General features: G+C 67.2%; 18 protein-coding genes. 10 read left to right on the forward strand and 8 right to left on the reverse strand.

Annotated features, from left to right (window positions below; all coding sequences use genetic code 11):
- From OF829_RS12950 to OF829_RS12980, 6 genes are all read right to left on the reverse strand, one after another.
- Positions 1 to 789 (reverse strand): VOC family protein, encoded by a 789-nt coding sequence (locus tag OF829_RS12950; RefSeq protein WP_264940485.1) that lies wholly within the window; start codon positions 787 to 789, stop codon positions 1 to 3.
- A gap of 166 nt (positions 790 to 955) precedes the next feature.
- Positions 956 to 1,681, reverse strand: coding sequence for a DUF1428 domain-containing protein (locus OF829_RS20600; RefSeq protein ID WP_319951554.1), 726 nt, complete (start codon positions 1,679 to 1,681; stop codon positions 956 to 958).
- Between the two features lie 16 nt (positions 1,682 to 1,697).
- Complete coding sequence (locus OF829_RS12965; RefSeq protein ID WP_264940486.1) at positions 1,698 to 2,192, reverse strand: VOC family protein; 495 nt, start codon at positions 2,190 to 2,192, stop codon at positions 1,698 to 1,700.
- A 23-nt stretch (positions 2,193 to 2,215) separates the two neighbouring features.
- Positions 2,216 to 2,656, reverse strand: coding sequence for a VOC family protein (locus OF829_RS12970; RefSeq protein ID WP_264940487.1), 441 nt, complete (start codon positions 2,654 to 2,656; stop codon positions 2,216 to 2,218).
- 129 nt (positions 2,657 to 2,785) lie between these two features.
- A complete protein-coding gene (locus tag OF829_RS12975) occupies positions 2,786 to 3,199 on the reverse strand; it encodes a VOC family protein (RefSeq protein WP_264940488.1) in 414 nt (137 codons plus the stop codon).
- A gap of 25 nt (positions 3,200 to 3,224) precedes the next feature.
- Positions 3,225 to 3,917 (reverse strand): DUF899 family protein, encoded by a 693-nt coding sequence (locus tag OF829_RS12980; protein WP_264940489.1) that lies wholly within the window; start codon positions 3,915 to 3,917, stop codon positions 3,225 to 3,227.
- 79 nt (positions 3,918 to 3,996) lie between these two features.
- Between OF829_RS12980 and OF829_RS12985 the strand changes: the two genes are divergently transcribed.
- Complete coding sequence (locus OF829_RS12985; protein ID WP_264940490.1) at positions 3,997 to 4,698, forward strand: winged helix-turn-helix transcriptional regulator; 702 nt, start codon at positions 3,997 to 3,999, stop codon at positions 4,696 to 4,698.
- A gap of 22 nt (positions 4,699 to 4,720) precedes the next feature.
- On the opposite strand, the gene OF829_RS12990 is transcribed toward OF829_RS12985, so the two are convergent.
- Complete coding sequence (locus tag OF829_RS12990) at positions 4,721 to 5,401, reverse strand: lysozyme inhibitor LprI family protein (RefSeq protein WP_264940491.1); 681 nt, start codon at positions 5,399 to 5,401, stop codon at positions 4,721 to 4,723.
- A 136-nt stretch (positions 5,402 to 5,537) separates the two neighbouring features.
- On the opposite strand from OF829_RS12990, the gene cobS reads away from it, so the two are divergent.
- The 9 genes from cobS (at position 5,538) to OF829_RS13035 (ending at position 15,664) form a co-directional block, all read left to right on the forward strand.
- Positions 5,538 to 6,542: a cobaltochelatase subunit CobS gene (gene cobS, locus OF829_RS12995; RefSeq protein WP_264940492.1), complete on the forward strand. Its 1,005-nt coding sequence runs from the start codon at positions 5,538 to 5,540 to the stop codon at positions 6,540 to 6,542.
- An 89-nt stretch (positions 6,543 to 6,631) separates the two neighbouring features.
- Positions 6,632 to 7,519 (forward strand): hypothetical protein, encoded by an 888-nt coding sequence (locus tag OF829_RS13000; RefSeq protein ID WP_264940493.1) that lies wholly within the window; start codon positions 6,632 to 6,634, stop codon positions 7,517 to 7,519.
- Positions 7,520 to 7,626: 107 nt separating this feature from the next.
- Positions 7,627 to 9,459 (forward strand): cobaltochelatase subunit CobT, encoded by a 1,833-nt coding sequence (gene cobT, locus OF829_RS13005; protein WP_264940494.1) that lies wholly within the window; start codon positions 7,627 to 7,629, stop codon positions 9,457 to 9,459.
- Positions 9,452 to 9,760 (forward strand): ribbon-helix-helix domain-containing protein, encoded by a 309-nt coding sequence (locus OF829_RS13010; RefSeq protein WP_264940495.1) that lies wholly within the window; start codon positions 9,452 to 9,454, stop codon positions 9,758 to 9,760. Before cobT ends, OF829_RS13010 begins: the two co-directional genes overlap by 8 nt.
- Before the next feature lie 186 nt (positions 9,761 to 9,946).
- Positions 9,947 to 12,496 (forward strand): TonB-dependent receptor, encoded by a 2,550-nt coding sequence (locus tag OF829_RS13015; RefSeq protein ID WP_264940496.1) that lies wholly within the window; start codon positions 9,947 to 9,949, stop codon positions 12,494 to 12,496.
- A 10-nt stretch (positions 12,497 to 12,506) separates the two neighbouring features.
- Positions 12,507 to 13,214 (forward strand): tetratricopeptide repeat protein, encoded by a 708-nt coding sequence (locus tag OF829_RS13020; protein ID WP_264940497.1) that lies wholly within the window; start codon positions 12,507 to 12,509, stop codon positions 13,212 to 13,214.
- Positions 13,214 to 13,897, forward strand: a complete 684-nt coding sequence (locus tag OF829_RS13025; protein WP_264940498.1) for a Fe2+-dependent dioxygenase — start codon at positions 13,214 to 13,216, stop codon at positions 13,895 to 13,897. The genes OF829_RS13020 and OF829_RS13025 overlap by 1 nt, the downstream gene beginning before the upstream one ends.
- Positions 13,898 to 13,959: 62 nt before the next feature.
- Positions 13,960 to 15,087 carry a PepSY-associated TM helix domain-containing protein gene (locus tag OF829_RS13030; protein WP_264940499.1) on the forward strand — a complete coding sequence of 376 codons (1,128 nt, stop codon included), beginning with the start codon at positions 13,960 to 13,962 and terminating at the stop codon, positions 15,085 to 15,087.
- Between the two features lie 82 nt (positions 15,088 to 15,169).
- Positions 15,170 to 15,664 (forward strand): hypothetical protein, encoded by a 495-nt coding sequence (locus OF829_RS13035; protein WP_264940500.1) that lies wholly within the window; start codon positions 15,170 to 15,172, stop codon positions 15,662 to 15,664.
- A 9-nt stretch (positions 15,665 to 15,673) separates the two neighbouring features.
- Here OF829_RS13035 and OF829_RS13040 read toward each other — a convergent pair whose 3' ends face one another.
- Entirely contained in the window at positions 15,674 to 16,222 is a 549-nt protein-coding gene (locus tag OF829_RS13040) for an FABP family protein (RefSeq protein ID WP_264940501.1), read from the reverse strand.
- Between the last annotated feature and the right edge of the window lies 1 nt (position 16,223).

The following is a 16,223-nucleotide window of genomic DNA, read 5'->3' on the forward strand; positions in this document are numbered from 1 at the left end:
TCAGGCTGCGGCATTTTCGGGGGAGACGAGCCCGAAGCTCACGCCCTCCGGATCGGTGCAGTTGATCACCCATTCGCCGCCGGGCACCTGCATCGGATCCTCCCGCACGGTGCCGCCGCCGGCTTCGACCTTGGCCTTCGCCGCCTGGATCTCGGGCACGCGAAAATAGAAGCCCCAGCCCGAGGGTCTTCCCGGCGGGGTGCGCATCACCGCGCCGACCGCCTCGCCCTTGCTGTCGCCATTGGCGAGGAAGGTGTAGTCGCCCATCTCGCCCATCGGCATCGAACCCGCGGTGCTCAGGCCGAAATGCTTGCCGTAAAAGGCGATCGCGGCCTGGTCGTCGGGCGTCATCAGCTCGTTCCAGCTGACATGGCCCAGGCCCCTGCGCTGATAGGCGGTGCTCGCCTGGTCGCTCGCGCCGCGCATCACATAGAAGGGCACGCCCTGCGGATCGGTGACCATCGCGATGCGGCCGACCTCGGGCACGTCGAACGCCGGCAGATGGACCTGCCCGCCATCCGCGACGATCCCGGCGACGGTCGCATCGACGTCACCGACTCCGAAATAGGGCAGCCACACCGGCTTGGCGCCGTGCGCCAGCATGTCGGCATCGAGCCCCATCACCCCGCCGGCCATGCCGTCGGGCGCGTTGATCCCGCGATAGTCCTTGCCGCCCGGCATCGGCTCGCCGATGTCCCAGCCGATCACATCGTCGTAGAAGGTCTTGGCCGCCTTGGGATCGGCGGTCATCAATTCGTACCAGATGAAGCTGCCATGCGCGTTGGTCATCGTATGTCTCCCTCATTTTAGTCCTCCCTCGCGCAGCGGGGGAGGTGGCAGCGAAGCTGACGGAGGGGGCTCGCCCTCATCGGCATCGTCTGCGGCCAGTGGCGGAGCCCCTCCACCACTTCGTGGTCCCCCTCCCCCGCTGTCTGCGCAGCGGGGGAGGAATCGGTCACAGCGTCTCGTCGACGAGCGGTGCGAAGCCGCCCCACATCATGCGCTTGCCGTCCATGGGCATGTCGCCGTCGGGCTTCATGCGTTCGTCCTGCATGATCTTCGCCCAGGCTTCGTCGCGGGTCGCCTTGTCGGGCCATTCGACCCATGAATAGACCACCTTCTCGCCCGGCTCCTTGAGCGTCGCGCGGTGATAGTCGGTCACCTGGCCGTCCTGGGTATCGTCGCCCCAGGCCTCGACCACGCGGTTCGCGCCATATTCCTGGAAGATCGGCGCGGCCTTGGCGGCCATCGCGCGATAGGCCTCCTTGTTCGCCTCGGGCACCGGCACGACGAAGCCGTCGATATAGCTGCCGGGCGCGGGCGATCCCACCTCGACGATCGAATCGAACCCGCCGATGATCATCCGCTTGCCGTCGAAGGGCGCATTCTTGCCCCCCACCTCCGCCATCTCGGTATCGCTCCGCATCCCGGCATTGGCGGCGTCGCGCGCCGCGCGGTCGGGATATTCGAACCAGGCGATCACCACCGTTTCGTCCTCTTCGAGCGCGACGGCCTTTTTCAGGTCGTTGAGCTTTCCGTCGGGGACATCGTCGCCCCAGGCCTCGACGACGCGCTTGACGCCGTGCTTCTGGAAATAGGGCTGGCACGATTCCGCATGCTTTTCATAGGCCTCGCGGTTGGCGGTGGGGACCGGCACGAGGAATCCTTCGACATAGGTCATGATATCTCTCCCGGGTTCAGGCGTCGGCCAGCGCGCCGTCGGCGGCGGCCTCGATCGTGGCGATGTCGATCTTGCGCATCTTGAGCATCGCCTCGAAGCCGCGCTTGGCGCGTCCGGCATCGGCGTCGGTCATCAGATCGAGCAGCATGCGCGGCGTGATCTGCCAGCTGAAGCCATATTTGTCCTTGCACCAGCCGCACGCGCTCTCCTCGCCGCCATTGTTGACGATGGCGTTCCAGAGGCGATCGGTCTCTTCCTGATCCTCGGTGACGATCTGGAACGAGACGCTCTCGTTCGGGGTGAACAGCGGGCCGCCGTTGAGGCCCACATAGCTCTGCCCGGCAAGGGTGAACTCGACCACCACCGGATAGCCGGCCTTGCCGCCCGGACTGTCGGCGGGCGAGGCGACGACGCGGTCGATCCGGCTGTCGGGCAGCAGGCTGGTGTAGAAAGCGGCGGCTTCCTCGGCGACATGGTTGAACCACAGCACCGGCGTGATTTTCTGGGTCATCGTGTCTCTCCTTTACGCTCTACTCAGGCCGGCTCGTGCGCCGGGCCTTCGGGGAAGGCGGCGATCATGGCTTCCACGTCCATGAACATCGGCTCGAAGATATGCCCGTCGGGGTCCTCGAAGCTGCGGCCGTACATGAAGCCCATATCCTGCTTCTCGCGGATATCGGCCTTGCCGCCCGCCGCGCCCGCGGCCTCGACGATCGCGTCGACCGCATCGCGGCTGTCGCGCGAGATGCAGAGCAGCACCTCGGTGGTGGCGTGCGAGTCGGCGATCGCCTTGCCGGTGAAGGTCTGGAAGAAGTCGTGGCCGAGCAGCATGAACACGATCGTGTCGCTGAGCTGCATCGCCGAAGCGGCTTCGTTGCTGAAGCGCGCGTCCTTGGTGCAGCCGATTGCCTCGTAAAAGGCGGTGGACCTGGCAACGTCTGTCACGGGCAGGTTGACGAAGATCATCTGGGTCATCTGGGTCTCTCCTATGCGTTCGGTTTCACTAGTCGAGCCGGGGGACGTCATCGGCCCCGCGGCCGGGATGAGTCGAGTCGAGAAGCGTCCAAAGGGGCATGAGATCGGACGCGCGGCATGCGGCGCCGGTCAGGCCTCCGCGGGGACGGCCTCCATGTCCATATGGAAGGGGCCGAAGCCATAGCCGTCGGGGTCTTCGAACCCGACGCTGTACATGAAGCCCTCATCCTCCACGCCGTGAACCTCCCGCCCGCCGGCGGCGAGCGCGGCCTTGAAGACGGCGTCGACCGCCTCGCGGCTGTCCATCGACAGCGCGAACAGGTTGGCGACGGTCGCATGGGTGTCGGCGATCGGCTTGCTGGTCAGCGCGCCGAACGCGGCGTGGCTGGACAGCATGAAGCAGACCGAGTCCGACCAGTTCATCGCAGCGCCATTCTCGCCGCTCGGAAAGGCCGGGTCCCGGGTCATGCCGATCGCTTCGTAGAACGCCACCGATGCGGCGACGTTGGAGACGGGCAGGCTGATGAAGAGCTTCTTGGTCATGGCGAAATCTCCCTTCGAGATCGGATCAGTAATTGAGCTTGGGGTACCAATCGGTCCCGCGGCCCTCGGGGGTCGAATCGAGGATGGTCCAGAGCGGCATCAGATCGGGCGCGCCGCGCGGATCCTGGCCGGGATCCTTGCTCGCCTCGCCCATCTCGCCCGCCCAGAAGAGGCGGATCGTGCCGTCGCGGCGGGTGAGCGCCATGAACTGCGGGATGTCGCCGCCATCGGGCGCGATCGCGTGATAGTCGCGGCTGAAATCCTGCGACGGGTCCGAATAGAGCGGCAGATGTTGCCAGCCGCGTTCGGCCTTGAAGGCGAGCATCTTCTCGATCGGCGAGCGTGCGGTGATCGCGAGCGCGACACGCTGCTGGATGTCGAGCGCCTCGCCATCCCATGCCGCCAGCAGCGCGCTGCACATCGGGCAGGGGCGCTCGCGCTGGGGGCCGAACATCCACGTGTAGAGGATGAGCGTATCCTTGTCGCCGAACAGCCCGGCGAGGGTGACCGGGCCATGCTCGCCGACGAATTGATAGTCGCCGCGCACCTCGGGGCCCGGGGGCAGCGCGCGGCGCTGTTCGGCGACCGCCTCGATCTGGCGGCGCAGGTCGATCTCCGCGGCCAGCAGCGCGGTGCGCGCGTCGCGATAGTCGGCACTCTCGTTCGGCCAGCGCGCGGTCTCGCGGGCGGCCAGTTCGGCGGCGGGTACCAGTGTCATGGCTTGAAACCTCTGCTTGGTGAGCGACTCGAATCGCTTTCCTTGACCTTGATGCCGGCGTGAGTTACAAAAAGCAACCATGAAGTTAAAAAAAGTGACTCAGGAAGCGAAATCCTCGAAAATGCGCTGGTATGACGATGCCTGCGGCACCGCGCTCGCGCTCGAACTGGTGGGCGAACGCTGGTCGCTGCTGATCGTGCGCGAGCTGATGTTCGGCGGGCGCCGCTTCAGCGAACTGAAGGCCAGCCTGCCCGGGATCAGCGCCAATATCCTTACCCAGCGGCTCGAGGGGATGGAGGAGACCGGCATCCTGGTGCGGCGCAAGCTGCCCCCGCCTGCCTCGGTCCAGATCTACGAGCTGACCCCCTGGGGCTATGAGAGCGAGACCGCGATCAAGGAACTGGGCCGCTGGGCGGCGCGCTCGCCCGACCATGACACCACGCTGCCGCTATCGGCCGCGTCGATCATGCTCTCGTTCCGGACGATGCTCTCGGCCGAACTCTCGGCCGGGCTCGATGCGACGATCGGCTTCCGCATGGGGGCCGAGACCTTCGTCGCCCATGTGACCGGCAGCCAGATTCCCATCCGCCGCGACGATCCTTCGGGCGCCGATGTGGTGTTCACCACCGATCCGATGACGCTTGGTTCGGTCGTCTATGGCGGCCGCCCGATCGCCGATCCCGAGTCCGACGGATCGATGAAGGTCGAGGGCGACCGGGCGCTTGCGGAGCGCTTCGTGCGGCTGTTTGTCCTGCCGCCGAAGACCGCGCCGACCCCCTAACCTTCGTAACTTTCGGCCCGACTTACAGCCGACAGAACCCCGGTTTGCGGTACGTCTCGCGGCAGCCATGCTCGGTCTGTTCGCGGATCGCGTCGCAGCTGCGCCGCGTGCTGCACAGCCGGTCATTGCCCTGCGTGACGATGTCGCATTGCTGCGACAGCCGCGCGGCCGCCGCCGGCCCGATCTCGGCGGTGCAGCTCCGCTCGCCCGCGCTCGGACCCCAATCGCCATCGTCATTGTCGCCGCGCGGCTGGTGCGGGCCGCGATGCGGCTTGGGCTTGGGCCGCGGCTTGGGCTTCGGCTTGGTGGTCGGCCGCGGATTGGGCAGCGGCGCGGGGCCGGCCAGATAGCGGCGATAGGCCGTCGCGATACAGGCCGCGTCCTGGCAATTGTCGCGCTCGCTCAGCAGCGCATAGAGCTGGTCCTCGAGCACCTGCATCCGCTCGGGCGTCGCGTTCTGGCGCTCGGTCTGCCACTGCCAGGCGAGCTTGCGGTGGAGATCGTTGAGCTGCTTGTTGTCGCACACCAGCCATTCGGCGCGGGTGATCTGGCCCGAGCAGACCGGATCGGCGGTCAGCCACGGCGTCGGCTGCGGCGTCGAAGTGGGTGTGGGAGTCGGCTGCACGGTGTTGTTGGTCGCCGGCCCCGACGGGCAGCCCCCCAGCATCACGAACATCCCCACTGCCAGAATTGCCCTGCGCATGGTTACCTCCCGTGGTGCGGCGTCTTGACGTCACCTTTTCACGAATCGTTACGCAGGGAAAGTGTTAACGGGCACTCGGATGTTGCGGCGCACTGCGCGAGCCTCTAGTCGCACCCTCGCAAGCAGGACTGGACTCATGGCCGACATTCCCAACACGCAGCCCGACAGCCGGGACACGACGATCCTCGAGGCGCCCGACAAGACCATCTCGGTCCGCGAGCTGTTCGGGATCGATACCGACATGGAATGCCCCGCCTTCAGCGAGGCCGACGAGCGCGTGCCCGATCTCGATCCGGCCTATGTCTTCGACGGCGACACCACGCTCGCGATCCTCGCGGGCTTCGCGTTCAATCGCCGGGTGATGATCCAGGGCTATCACGGCACCGGCAAGTCGACCCATATCGAACAGGTCGCGGCGCGGCTCAACTGGCCGTGCATCCGCATCAATCTCGACGCGCACATCTCGCGCATCGACCTGATCGGCCGCGATGCGATCGTGCTGCGCGACGGCCAGCAGGTCACCGAATTCCGCGAGGGGCTGCTCCCCTGGGCGCTCCAGACCCCGACCGCGCTCGTCTTCGACGAATATGACGCGGGCCGCCCCGACGTGATGTTCGTGATCCAGCGCGTGCTCGAGACCGAGGGCAAGCTGACCCTGCTCGACCAGAACCGCGTGATCCGTCCCAACCCCTGGTTCCGGCTCTTCTCGACTGCCAATACCGTCGGCCTGGGCGATACCAGCGGTCTCTATCACGGCACCCAGCAGATCAACCAGGGCCAGATGGACCGCTGGAACGTGGTGGTGACGCTCAACTATCTCCCCGCCGCGGTCGAGGCGCAGATCGTGCTCGCCAAGTCGGGCGAGTATGACAGCCCGGGCGGCAAGGAGACGGTCGAGAACATGGTCCGCGTGGCGGACCTGACCCGCAAGGGCTTCATCAACGGCGACATCTCGACCGTGATGAGCCCCCGCACCGTGATCACCTGGGCCCAGAACGCGCTGATCTTCAAGGATGTCGGCTTCGCGTTCCGGCTGAGCTTCCTCAACAAGTGCGACGAGGCCGAGCGCGCGCAGGTGGCGGAATATTATCAGCGCGTGTTCGGCAAGGACCTGCCCGAGAGCGTGATGAGCAAAGCCTGAAGGCTGTTGTCTCCCGTTCAGGTTCGAACCTATAGGCTCCTCAAGGGGATCGTGCCGTGAGGGGCGGCGCGCGCGTTGGGGGAGTTTCCATGCGTTTCAAAGCGTTCCGCTGGCTGGGCCTGCTTGCCCTGCCGCTGCTGGTCGCATCCGCCGCGCCGCGGATCAGCATCTATCCGATGCCCGAGACTTTGGTGCCCAACCAGGACGTCAAGCTGCGCGAGGCCTTCACCGCCCGGCCCGGCGACATATTGATGCGCGCCAGGATCACCGCGACCGAGCGCGCCTTTCTCGACGATCCCGCCGAGGTGAAGGCCGATCGCTTCACCGATTCGATTCCCGTGGGCGGAGAGCTGACCCCGGTGATCGCGCCCGAGAGCACCGACGCGGTGATGGGCGGCAACGGCAAATATTATTGCGGCGAGAACCAGCGCGGCCGTTCGGCGTTGCGCTCGCTGCTGCTCGGCGGGATCGGCGCCAAGTTCGAGGCGATCGTACGTTTCTGCTTCATCGACGCCGATGGCGACCGCAAATTCGAGCGCTATTTCCTCGCCGGCGCCAAGGACAAGGCGATGCAGGCGCCGATCGCGATCCCGGTGCCGATCCGCTATCACTCGACCTGGCTCGACCAGCTCCACCCCGGCGACCTGGTCCAGATCCGCTACCGCAAGTTCAACCCGAAGAACCGCAAGGTCGAGCTCGAGCTCGAGGTGATGCGCGACGGGCGCAAGGCGCCGTTCGACTATATCCTCTGGTCGAAGCCGGGGACGGAATCGTTGGCGCGCGAAGTGCCGCGGCTGACCACCAATCCGGCGAAGCTCCCCTATCCGGTGGTGTTCAGCGACGTGCTGGGCGCCGCGATCGCGGTCAAGGACGTGACGCCGGACGGCACCGCGACCTTCGCGATCAACCGCAACTTCCGCAGGACCCTGTTCCGGCCGATCTCGATCCAGGTGAACTACGTCTACATCTATATCTAGGCGGCCGGAGCGGCGGGCCGGGATGGCCGGACAAATCCCGGTTTGGCCGCCGGTTCCCGCCGAGGCGATTGCGGCGCGCGCGGCTTAGCCGCTAAGGGGCTCGGGAAATGCCCGCCGACTCTCCTCTCGAACGACTGCGCAACGTGCTGGGCGGCACCGCGCGTGCGCTCGCCAATGAAGCCGAGGTCGAACTCGCCTTCACCGCCGAGGCGCCCGCGCAATCGGGCAAGAGCATCAAGGTGCCGATGCCCAGCCGCACCTTGCCGCCCGAGCAGGTGGCCGAGGCGCGCGGGTTCGCGGACGGCTTCGCGCTGCGGATGCGGCTCCACGATACGGGCCTCCACAACAAAAGCGCGCCGCGCGAGCCGGTGGCGCGCGCGGTGTTCGACGCGGTCGAGACCGCGCGGATCGAGGCGCTCGGATCGCGCGGCTATGCCGGGATCGCCGAGAATCTGGCGCACAGCCTCGAAATGAAATTGCGCTCCGACCCGATCAGCCGGGCGCGCAACAAGGACGAGGTGCCGCTCTCGACCGCGATCGCGCTGATGGTGCGCGAGCGGCTGACGGGCCGCGAGGCCCCCGCCACCGCGGCGCTGGGCATGGCGCTGGTGCGCGACTGGATCGAGGAGAAGGCGGGCGGCGATCTCGATGCGCTCAGCCTCGCGATCGACGATCAGGCCGCCTTCGCGACGCTGACGAGCAAGCTGCTTCACGATCTCGAGCTGACCGAAGGCGACATGCTCCCCGACGACAGCGACGAGGGCGGGGGCGACGACGAGGGCACCGACGACCGCGAGGATGCCGGCGACGAGCAGGGCGAGAGCGAGGCCCAGTCGGGCGAAGGCGATGTCGAGGCGCGCGGCGAACAGCGCGACGGCGAGGACAGCGACCAGCAGGGCGAGGAGCAGCAGTCCGACGCGATGGACGATGGCGAGGGCCAGGAAGGCGATCAGGGCGAGGATGGCATCCTGCCCGTCCGCCCCAACCGCCCCTGGTCCGACCTGCCGCCGCAATTCGAATACAAGCCCTTCACGCGCCAATATGACGAGGAGATCGCGGCGACCGAGCTGTGCGACCCCGAGGAGCTCGACCGGCTGCGCTCCTATCTCGACCAGCAGCTCGTCCATCTCCAGGGTGTGGTGACCAAGCTCGCCAACCGGCTCCAGCGCCGGCTGATGGCGCAGCAGAACCGCAGCTGGGACTTCGACCAGGAGGAGGGTATCCTCGACGCGGCGCGGCTGGCGCGGGTGGTGGTCAATCCGATGCTGTCCCTGAGCTACAAGGTCGAGCGCGACACCGAGTTCAAGGACACGATCGTCACCATCCTGATCGACAATTCGGGATCGATGCGCGGGCGGCCGATCTCGATCGCGGCGATCAGCGCGGACATCCTGGCGCGGACTTTGGAAAGGGTCGGGGTCAAGACCGAGATCCTGGGCTTCACCACGCGCGCCTGGAAGGGCGGGCAGTCGCGAGAGAAATGGCTCGCCGACGGGCGTCCGCCGCAGCCGGGACGGCTCAACGATATCCGCCACATCCTCTACAAGCAGGCCGACGAGCCCTGGCGCCGCGCGAAGAAGTCGCTCGGGCTGATGATGCGTGAGGGGCTGCTCAAGGAGAATATCGACGGCGAGGCTTTGCTCTGGGCGCATGGCCGGCTGATCGCGCGGCCCGAGGACCGCAAGATCCTCATGGTGATCTCCGACGGCGCGCCGGTCGACGATTCCACTTTGTCGGTGAATTCGGGTTCTTATCTGGAGCGGCATCTGCGCCAGGTGATCGGCTGGATCGAAGCGCGCTCGCCGGTCGAGCTGGTCGCGATCGGGATCGGGCACGACGTGACGCGCTATTACCAGCGTGCGGTGACGATCATGGATGTCGAGCAGCTCGCGGGGACGATGATCGAGCAGCTCGCGTCCCTCTTCGATAGCGATGATTGATCCGCCCCCCGGCGGTTTCACCGGGCCGGTCAAGCGCTCGATCACGATCGCGGGGCACCAGACTTCGATCAGTCTCGAGCCGGTGTTCTGGGCGGCGCTGGAGGAAGCCGCGGTGGCGCGGGGACTGCCGCTGAGCGCACTGGCGGCGGCGATCGATCATGCGCGCATCGGGGCCAGCGATCCGCCGAACCTCGCGAGCGCGATCCGGACCTGGTTGATGGCCAATAATTCCTCCCCGAGCTCGCTCGGGGAGGGGGACTATCCGAAGGATGGTGGAGGGGCCGCGCCGAAGGCGCGGTGACTGCTCCCCGCAGGCTATCCGCCGTCTTCGCGGCGGCCCCTCCACCACGCCCTTCGGGCGCGGTCCCCCTCCCCGTGTCGGGGAGGAATTATGCCATTCCCAAATTTGCGAACCACTCGCATTAGCATTGACTGTGAGAACGATTCGCAATAGCGACTCCGGAACAATACCTAAAAGGGGTTCCCAGTGAGTCAGTCTTCCGCCGCCGCCCGCGCCGCCACGCCCGCCTTTCTGGCGCTCGCCTGTGTCGGGTTCATCGCGAGCGCGCCGGCGGCGCATGCCACCGATCCCGATCCCGTCCCGGCCGACAATGCCGACAATGGCGACGAACAGGACCGGCAGGAGATCACCGTCACCGGCAGCCGCACCGAGCAGGCCGGGCCCAAGGCGACCGCGACGCTCGTCAACACCCCGCGCTCGGTGGTGGTGCTTCCCGCGCAGGTGATCGAGGAGAGCGGCTCGGCCAGCCTCGCCGACGCGCTGCGCACCGTTCCCGGCATCACCTTCGGCGCCGCGGAAGGCGGCAACCCGATCGGCGACCGTCCCTTCATCCGCGGCTTTGACGGGCAGGGCTCGACCTTTGTCGACGGCGTCCGCGATTCCGCCGCGCAGACCCGCGAAGTGTTCGCGACCGATCAGGTCCAGATCGTCCGCGGTTCGGACTCGACGCTCGGCGGCCGCGGCAGCGCGGGCGGATCGATCAACATCATCTCGAAGCTGCCGGTCCAGGGCGATTTCGTCCGCCTGACCGGCAGCCTCGGCACCGCCGACTACAAGCGCGCGACGCTCGACGCCAACACCGGCCTCGGCAGCACGATCGGCGTGCGCCTCGCGGCAATGTGGCACGACCAGGAGGTCGCCGGCCGCGACGCGATCTGGGCGCGGCGCTGGGGCGTGGCGCCTTCGATCACGATCGGGCTGGGCACCGGCACGCGGCTGACCGCATCCTATTATTATCTCGAAAGCCACGAACTCCCCGACAGCGGCATCCCCTATCTCTACACGATCGGCAACGCGCCCGGCACCGGCGAGATCTGGACCGAGCCCGCGCTCGGTACCGTCACAACCGCAGGCGGCGTCACCGGCACGGTCAAGCGCACCAATTTCTACGGTCTCGTCAGCCGCGACTTCCGCGATGCGACCACGCACCAGGCGACGATGCGTGTCGAGCATGATTTCGGCGGGGTAACGATCCGCAACACCTCGCGCTTCACGCACAACGACCAGGAATACAGCTTCCTGCTGCCCGACGATTCGACCGGCAATGTCTATGGCACCGCCGCGGCCAACCCGACCACCGGCGCCGCGGGCGCACGCGGCGACCAGCTGACCGGCGGGCTCGTGTGGCGCCGCGCCAATACGCGCTACGGCTATACCGAGGGGCTGACCAACCAGACCGATCTCTACGGGACGTTCGACACCGGCAGCGTGAAGCACAGCTTCGCGGTCGGCGCCGAACTGAGCTGGGAAAAGGCCCGGCGCGGCGCGCTCGTGACGCGCGGCTTCACCAATTCCAGCGGCGTCGAGATCCTCTCGACCGGCTCGACCGTCACCCCGCGCTGCAACAGCGCGACGATCGCGCGCTTCTATTGCACCAGCCTGTTCAATCCGAACCCGAACGACAATTGGGTCAACTACGCGAGCGACACCTCGACGGTGCGCTCGCCGATCGTGCACATGCTGCCGATCGAGGAGACCCAGAACCAGGCCAACACCGTCTCGCTCTACGGCTTCGATTCGATCAGCCTCACGCCTTCGCTGATCCTCAACCTCGGCATGCGCTACGACCGCTTCACATCGAAGGTGACCCCGGGCCAAGCCGCAAACGCGACGCAGAGCTTCAGCCTCGGCCGCTCGGACAATCTGTTCAACTGGCAGGCCGGCCTGGTGTTCAAGCCGACGCGCAACACCACCCTCTATGCAAGCTATGCCACCGCGGCGACCCCGCCGAACAGCCTGCTCGGCGAGGGGCAGGAGCCGAACAGCCTCGGCACGACCAACACGCCCGCCGCGCTAGCGTTGCTCGACTCGCTCAAGGTCGAGCAGACGCGGTCCTACGAGGTCGGCGCCAAGGCGAACCTGTTCGACGGCCAGCTCGCGCTGACCTTCGCCGCCTTTCAGACCGACACCGACAATGCCCGCGCGACGGGCCCGAACAACACCGTCGAGTTCATCGGCAAACGCCGCATCCGCGGGCTCGAGCTGAGCTTCAACGGCAATGTCACCCAATGGTGGAGCGTGTTCGGCGGCTATACCTGGCTCGATCCGGTGATCGTCGATGGCGGCTATACCGCGCTGGCGGTGGCGGCGAACGGCCCGGCCGCGGCGACGACGGTGCAGGTACCTTCGGTCAACAATGGCCGCCAGGCGACCCAGACCGCGAAGCACAGCTTCACCTTGTGGACCGATTTCCGCCCGACCAGCCGGCTGAGCTTCGGTGGCGGCGCCTTCTACACGAGCCGTATCTTCGGCGGCTATGCCGACAACCGCTCGGCGAGCCAGACCAGCGCAGGCGTGATCACCGTGGTCCCCGCGACCAAGGTGCTCTTGCGCACCATTCCCGGCTATTGGCGCTTCGATCTGCGCGCGGGCTACAAGCTCACCGACACTGTCGAGATCAGCGTCAACGTCCAGAACGTCACCGACAAGGCCTATTTCACCCAGGCCTATACCTCGCACTATGCGGCGATCGCGCCGGGCCGCTCGGCGTTCGCCACGGTCGCGGTGAAGTTCTAAGCCTCAGGGGATGACCGAACCGCTCGACTCCCTCTCCCGCGAAGCCATCGCCGCCCGCCTCTCCGGATCGCCGGAGGCGCGGGCGGGGTTGATTCGCGAGGGCGCCGAAGCCGGCGTGGCCGAGGCGCAGGCGGTCTATGGCCAGATGCTGCTCGATCGCGGCGATGCCGCGGTGGGCTTTGCCTGGTTCAACAAGGCGGCGGCGCAGGGGCATCTGATGGCGCTCAACATGGTCGGGCGCTGCTACGATCTCGGCTGGGGCGTCGCGGTGGACAAGCGCCGCGCGGGCGAATGCTTCCGCATCGCCGCCGAGCGCGGGCTCGAGTGGGCGATGTACAATTACGCGACCGCGCTCGCGCTGGGCGACGGCGTGACCGAGGACAAGCCCGCCGCCTTTGCCTGGTTCGGCAAGGCGGCGGCGCTGGGCAATGCCAAGGCGATCAACCATCTGGGCAGCTTCCATGAGGATGGCTGGGTGGTCGCGCGCGACATGGCCAAGGCGGCGGAATATTATGCGCGCGCGGCGGCGGGCGGCGATTTCCGCGGCGCCTTCAACCATGCGCGGATGCTGCTCGATGCCGGGCGGACCGGCGAGGCGCGGCGCTGGTTGCGCGAGGCCGCCGAAACCGGCACCCCGGCATTCGTCGAAAAGGCCCGCGCCTGGCTCGCCGCCTCGCGCTGGCCCGAACTTGCCCCCGAACTTAGCAAGGCCATCTGATGCTGATCGCGATCCCGGACCTGCTGAGCGGCGACGAGGTGGCGCGGGTCCGCGCGCTGATCGACGGCGCCGAATGGGTGGACGGCAACGTCACCTCGGGCGCGCAATCGGCGCTGGCGAAGAAGAACGAGCAATTGCCGGAGGGCACCCCCGCGCACCGCGAGGCCGGGGCGGCGATCCTCGACGCGCTCTCGCGCTCGCCCTTGTTCGTGGCGGCGGCATTGCCGCTCAAGGTCTTCCCGCCCTTGTTCAACCGCTATGCCGGCGGGCAGCAATTCGGCACGCATGTCGACAATGCGGTTCGCATCCAGCGCGGCAGCGATTTCCGCATACGCTCCGACCTGTCGATGACGGTCTTTCTGGAGGATCCTGCCGCTTATGACGGCGGCGAGCTGACCATCGAGGGCCAGTTCGGCGCGCAGACCGTCAAGCTGCCAGCGGGTGATGCGATCCTCTATCCCTCGTCGAGCCTCCACCGGGTCGAGCCGGTGACGCGGGGCAGGCGCGTCGCGAGCTTCTTCTGGATCCAGTCGATGGTCCGCGACGATGGCGCGCGGCGCATCCTGTTCGAGATGGACGGCGCGGTGCAGCGGCTGGTGGGGCAGCTCGGCAATGACGACCGCTCGGTGATCGAGCTCACGGGCGTGTACCACAACCTGCTGCGGAAATGGGCCGATGCCTGATTTCTGCAATTGACTTGCAATAGCGTTACTGCAATCCGGACTCCCGAAAGGGAGCTCGCCGCATGACCAGGATCGGCCTGAGGAACGCGTGGTTCCAGGTTCACAAATGGATCGGGCTGATCCTCGCGGTGCTGATCATCCCGATCTCGGTCACCGGCTCGGCGCTCATCTGGCACGACCAGATCGACGAATGGATGCATCCGGCGCGGCATGGCGGCCATGGGCCGGCGGTGCTGGCGCCCGCCGCCTATGCCGATGCGGCGCGCGGCGCGCTGGCCGGGGGCGAGCGGCTTTCGAGGCTCGACATCCCCGCCAAGCCCGGCGAACCCGTGATCGCCACCGCGAACCGGCCAGGCAGGGGCCGCCCGGTGCGGCTGTCGCTCTATCTCGATCCTTCGGACGCGCATGTCATCGAGAAGGTGAACGGCGGCGAGGGATTGTTCCCGGTGATACATGTCCTCCATGGCTCGCTGATGTGGCCGGGCGCGGGGCGCCTGATCGTCGGCTGGGTGGGCGTGGCGATGTTGCTCTCGTCGCTCACCGGCCTGTGGCTGTGGTGGCCGGTGACGAGCAGCGTGCGGCGGGGCTTTCGCTGGAAGCGGCATCCCAATTTCGACACCAATCTCCACCATCAGCTCGGCTTCTGGATTTCGGTGCCGCTGTTCGTGCTGTCGCTGACAGGGGTCTGGATTTCCTTCCCTCCGGTCTTTGCTGGTTTCGACGGACCTCAGCCGCCGCGTGGGCCGGGACCAGACCGGGCCGCGCTGATGCGCGCCCAGCCGCTCGCGACGCCCGCGATTTCGCTGGAGGTGGCGGTGGCGCGTGCCGTTGCGGCCGCGCCCGGCAAACCCGTCTTGATCGGCTGGCCTACCGACCTCAACCCCGAATGGACAGTCTCGGTCGCGCCCGAAAAGGGCCGGCCGGCGAGCGTGACCGTGGCCGACAAGGATGGCACCGCCAAGGTCGCCCCGGCTCCGGCCGGGCCCCCGCGGCAAACGCTCGCGCGGACGATGCGCCAGATCCATGACGGCAGCGACCTGCCCTTCGTCTGGCAGCTGATCCTGTTCCTCGGCGGGCTGCTCCCCGCGATCCTCGCGGTCACCGGCATCATCATGTGGTGGCGCGCGCGCACGTGGCGCGGCGCTCTGGCCGAGCGGAAGCGGGCGGCGGCGGCGCGCGCGGCCGGCTAGTCTCGACCAAAGGGCGGGGAAAAGTGGCGGAGCGTCGCCGCTTGCCCTATGCTGGCGCTCCCTGGGGGCGGGGAGAGCGACGATGATGCTGTTGGCGATGGCGCTGCTGGCGGAGGGCTATCCGGCCTTCAACGCCGACGATACCCGCGAGATCTGCCGGGTGAAGGTCGAAGGCGAGTATAAGGACGTCTATGATTCGATCGAAGCGTGCGTCGATGATCATCACGTCGATTATCGGCGCTTCGTCCTGCTCGCGGCGCGCGGCGGCACGCTGTTGGCGCCAGCCTTTCGGGCCTGCGTGACCGAATGGACGAGCAACGGCAAGATCGACTGGGGCATGACGGCCTTTTGCGCGATCGCCGTAGCGGACGGGAAACGCGACTATGACATGTTCCTCGAGGCCGCGCCCAATCGCAGGGTCCGCGCGAGGATCCGCGGCTGCGTGGCCAGGTGGACCGACGAGGAAACCCGGGTGGTCGACTGGGATATGGTGGGGGACTGCGCGGGCGAGGCGAGCGAACCCGGAACGACCTATCGCGCCGAAGGCGGTGACGTCGTCATCCTGACCGGGGAGTGAGGGAGCGGGTCAGACCCGCTCCAGCCGGTTGTGCGAATAGAGTTCGAAGTCCTTGCCCGGCTCGGCGATCTCGAACAGCTCCTCGAACGCGTCCCAGCCGGTGAAGCGACAGGTTTCGCGCGAGCGGAAGCCGGCGGGGATATTCTCGATGCTCTCGCTGTCGAACACCAGCTCGGTCGCGCCCAGCTCGGGGGTCGAGCAGACATATTGCACCACGAACCCCTCGCTGTGGAACTGGCGGAGCACCGCGCACTTGCGGGCCTTGTCCCAGCCATAATAGCCCAGGTCGCGATGGACCTCGCCCTTGGGGTTCTTCTCCTGCGGGGCATAGGTCGATCGGTTGCGCCCGACGAGGAACAGGCCGCCCAGATCGGGCTCGTAGCTTCGCTCGACGGTCGAATGCCCCGGTTGCCCATCGCCCTCACCGCGCCATTTGCCGATGAAGCGCTCGAGCCCGCCGAGCGCTGGCTGGAGGTCGGCGGCGCGGGCCGATCCGGCGAAGGCGAGCAACGGCACCGATACACCGGTGGAGAGCAGGGTCCGGCGGCGCAGCAGCATG

Source organism: Sphingomonas caeni (assembly GCF_026013415.1).
GTDB lineage: Bacteria > Pseudomonadota > Alphaproteobacteria > Sphingomonadales > Sphingomonadaceae > Sphingomonas > Sphingomonas caeni.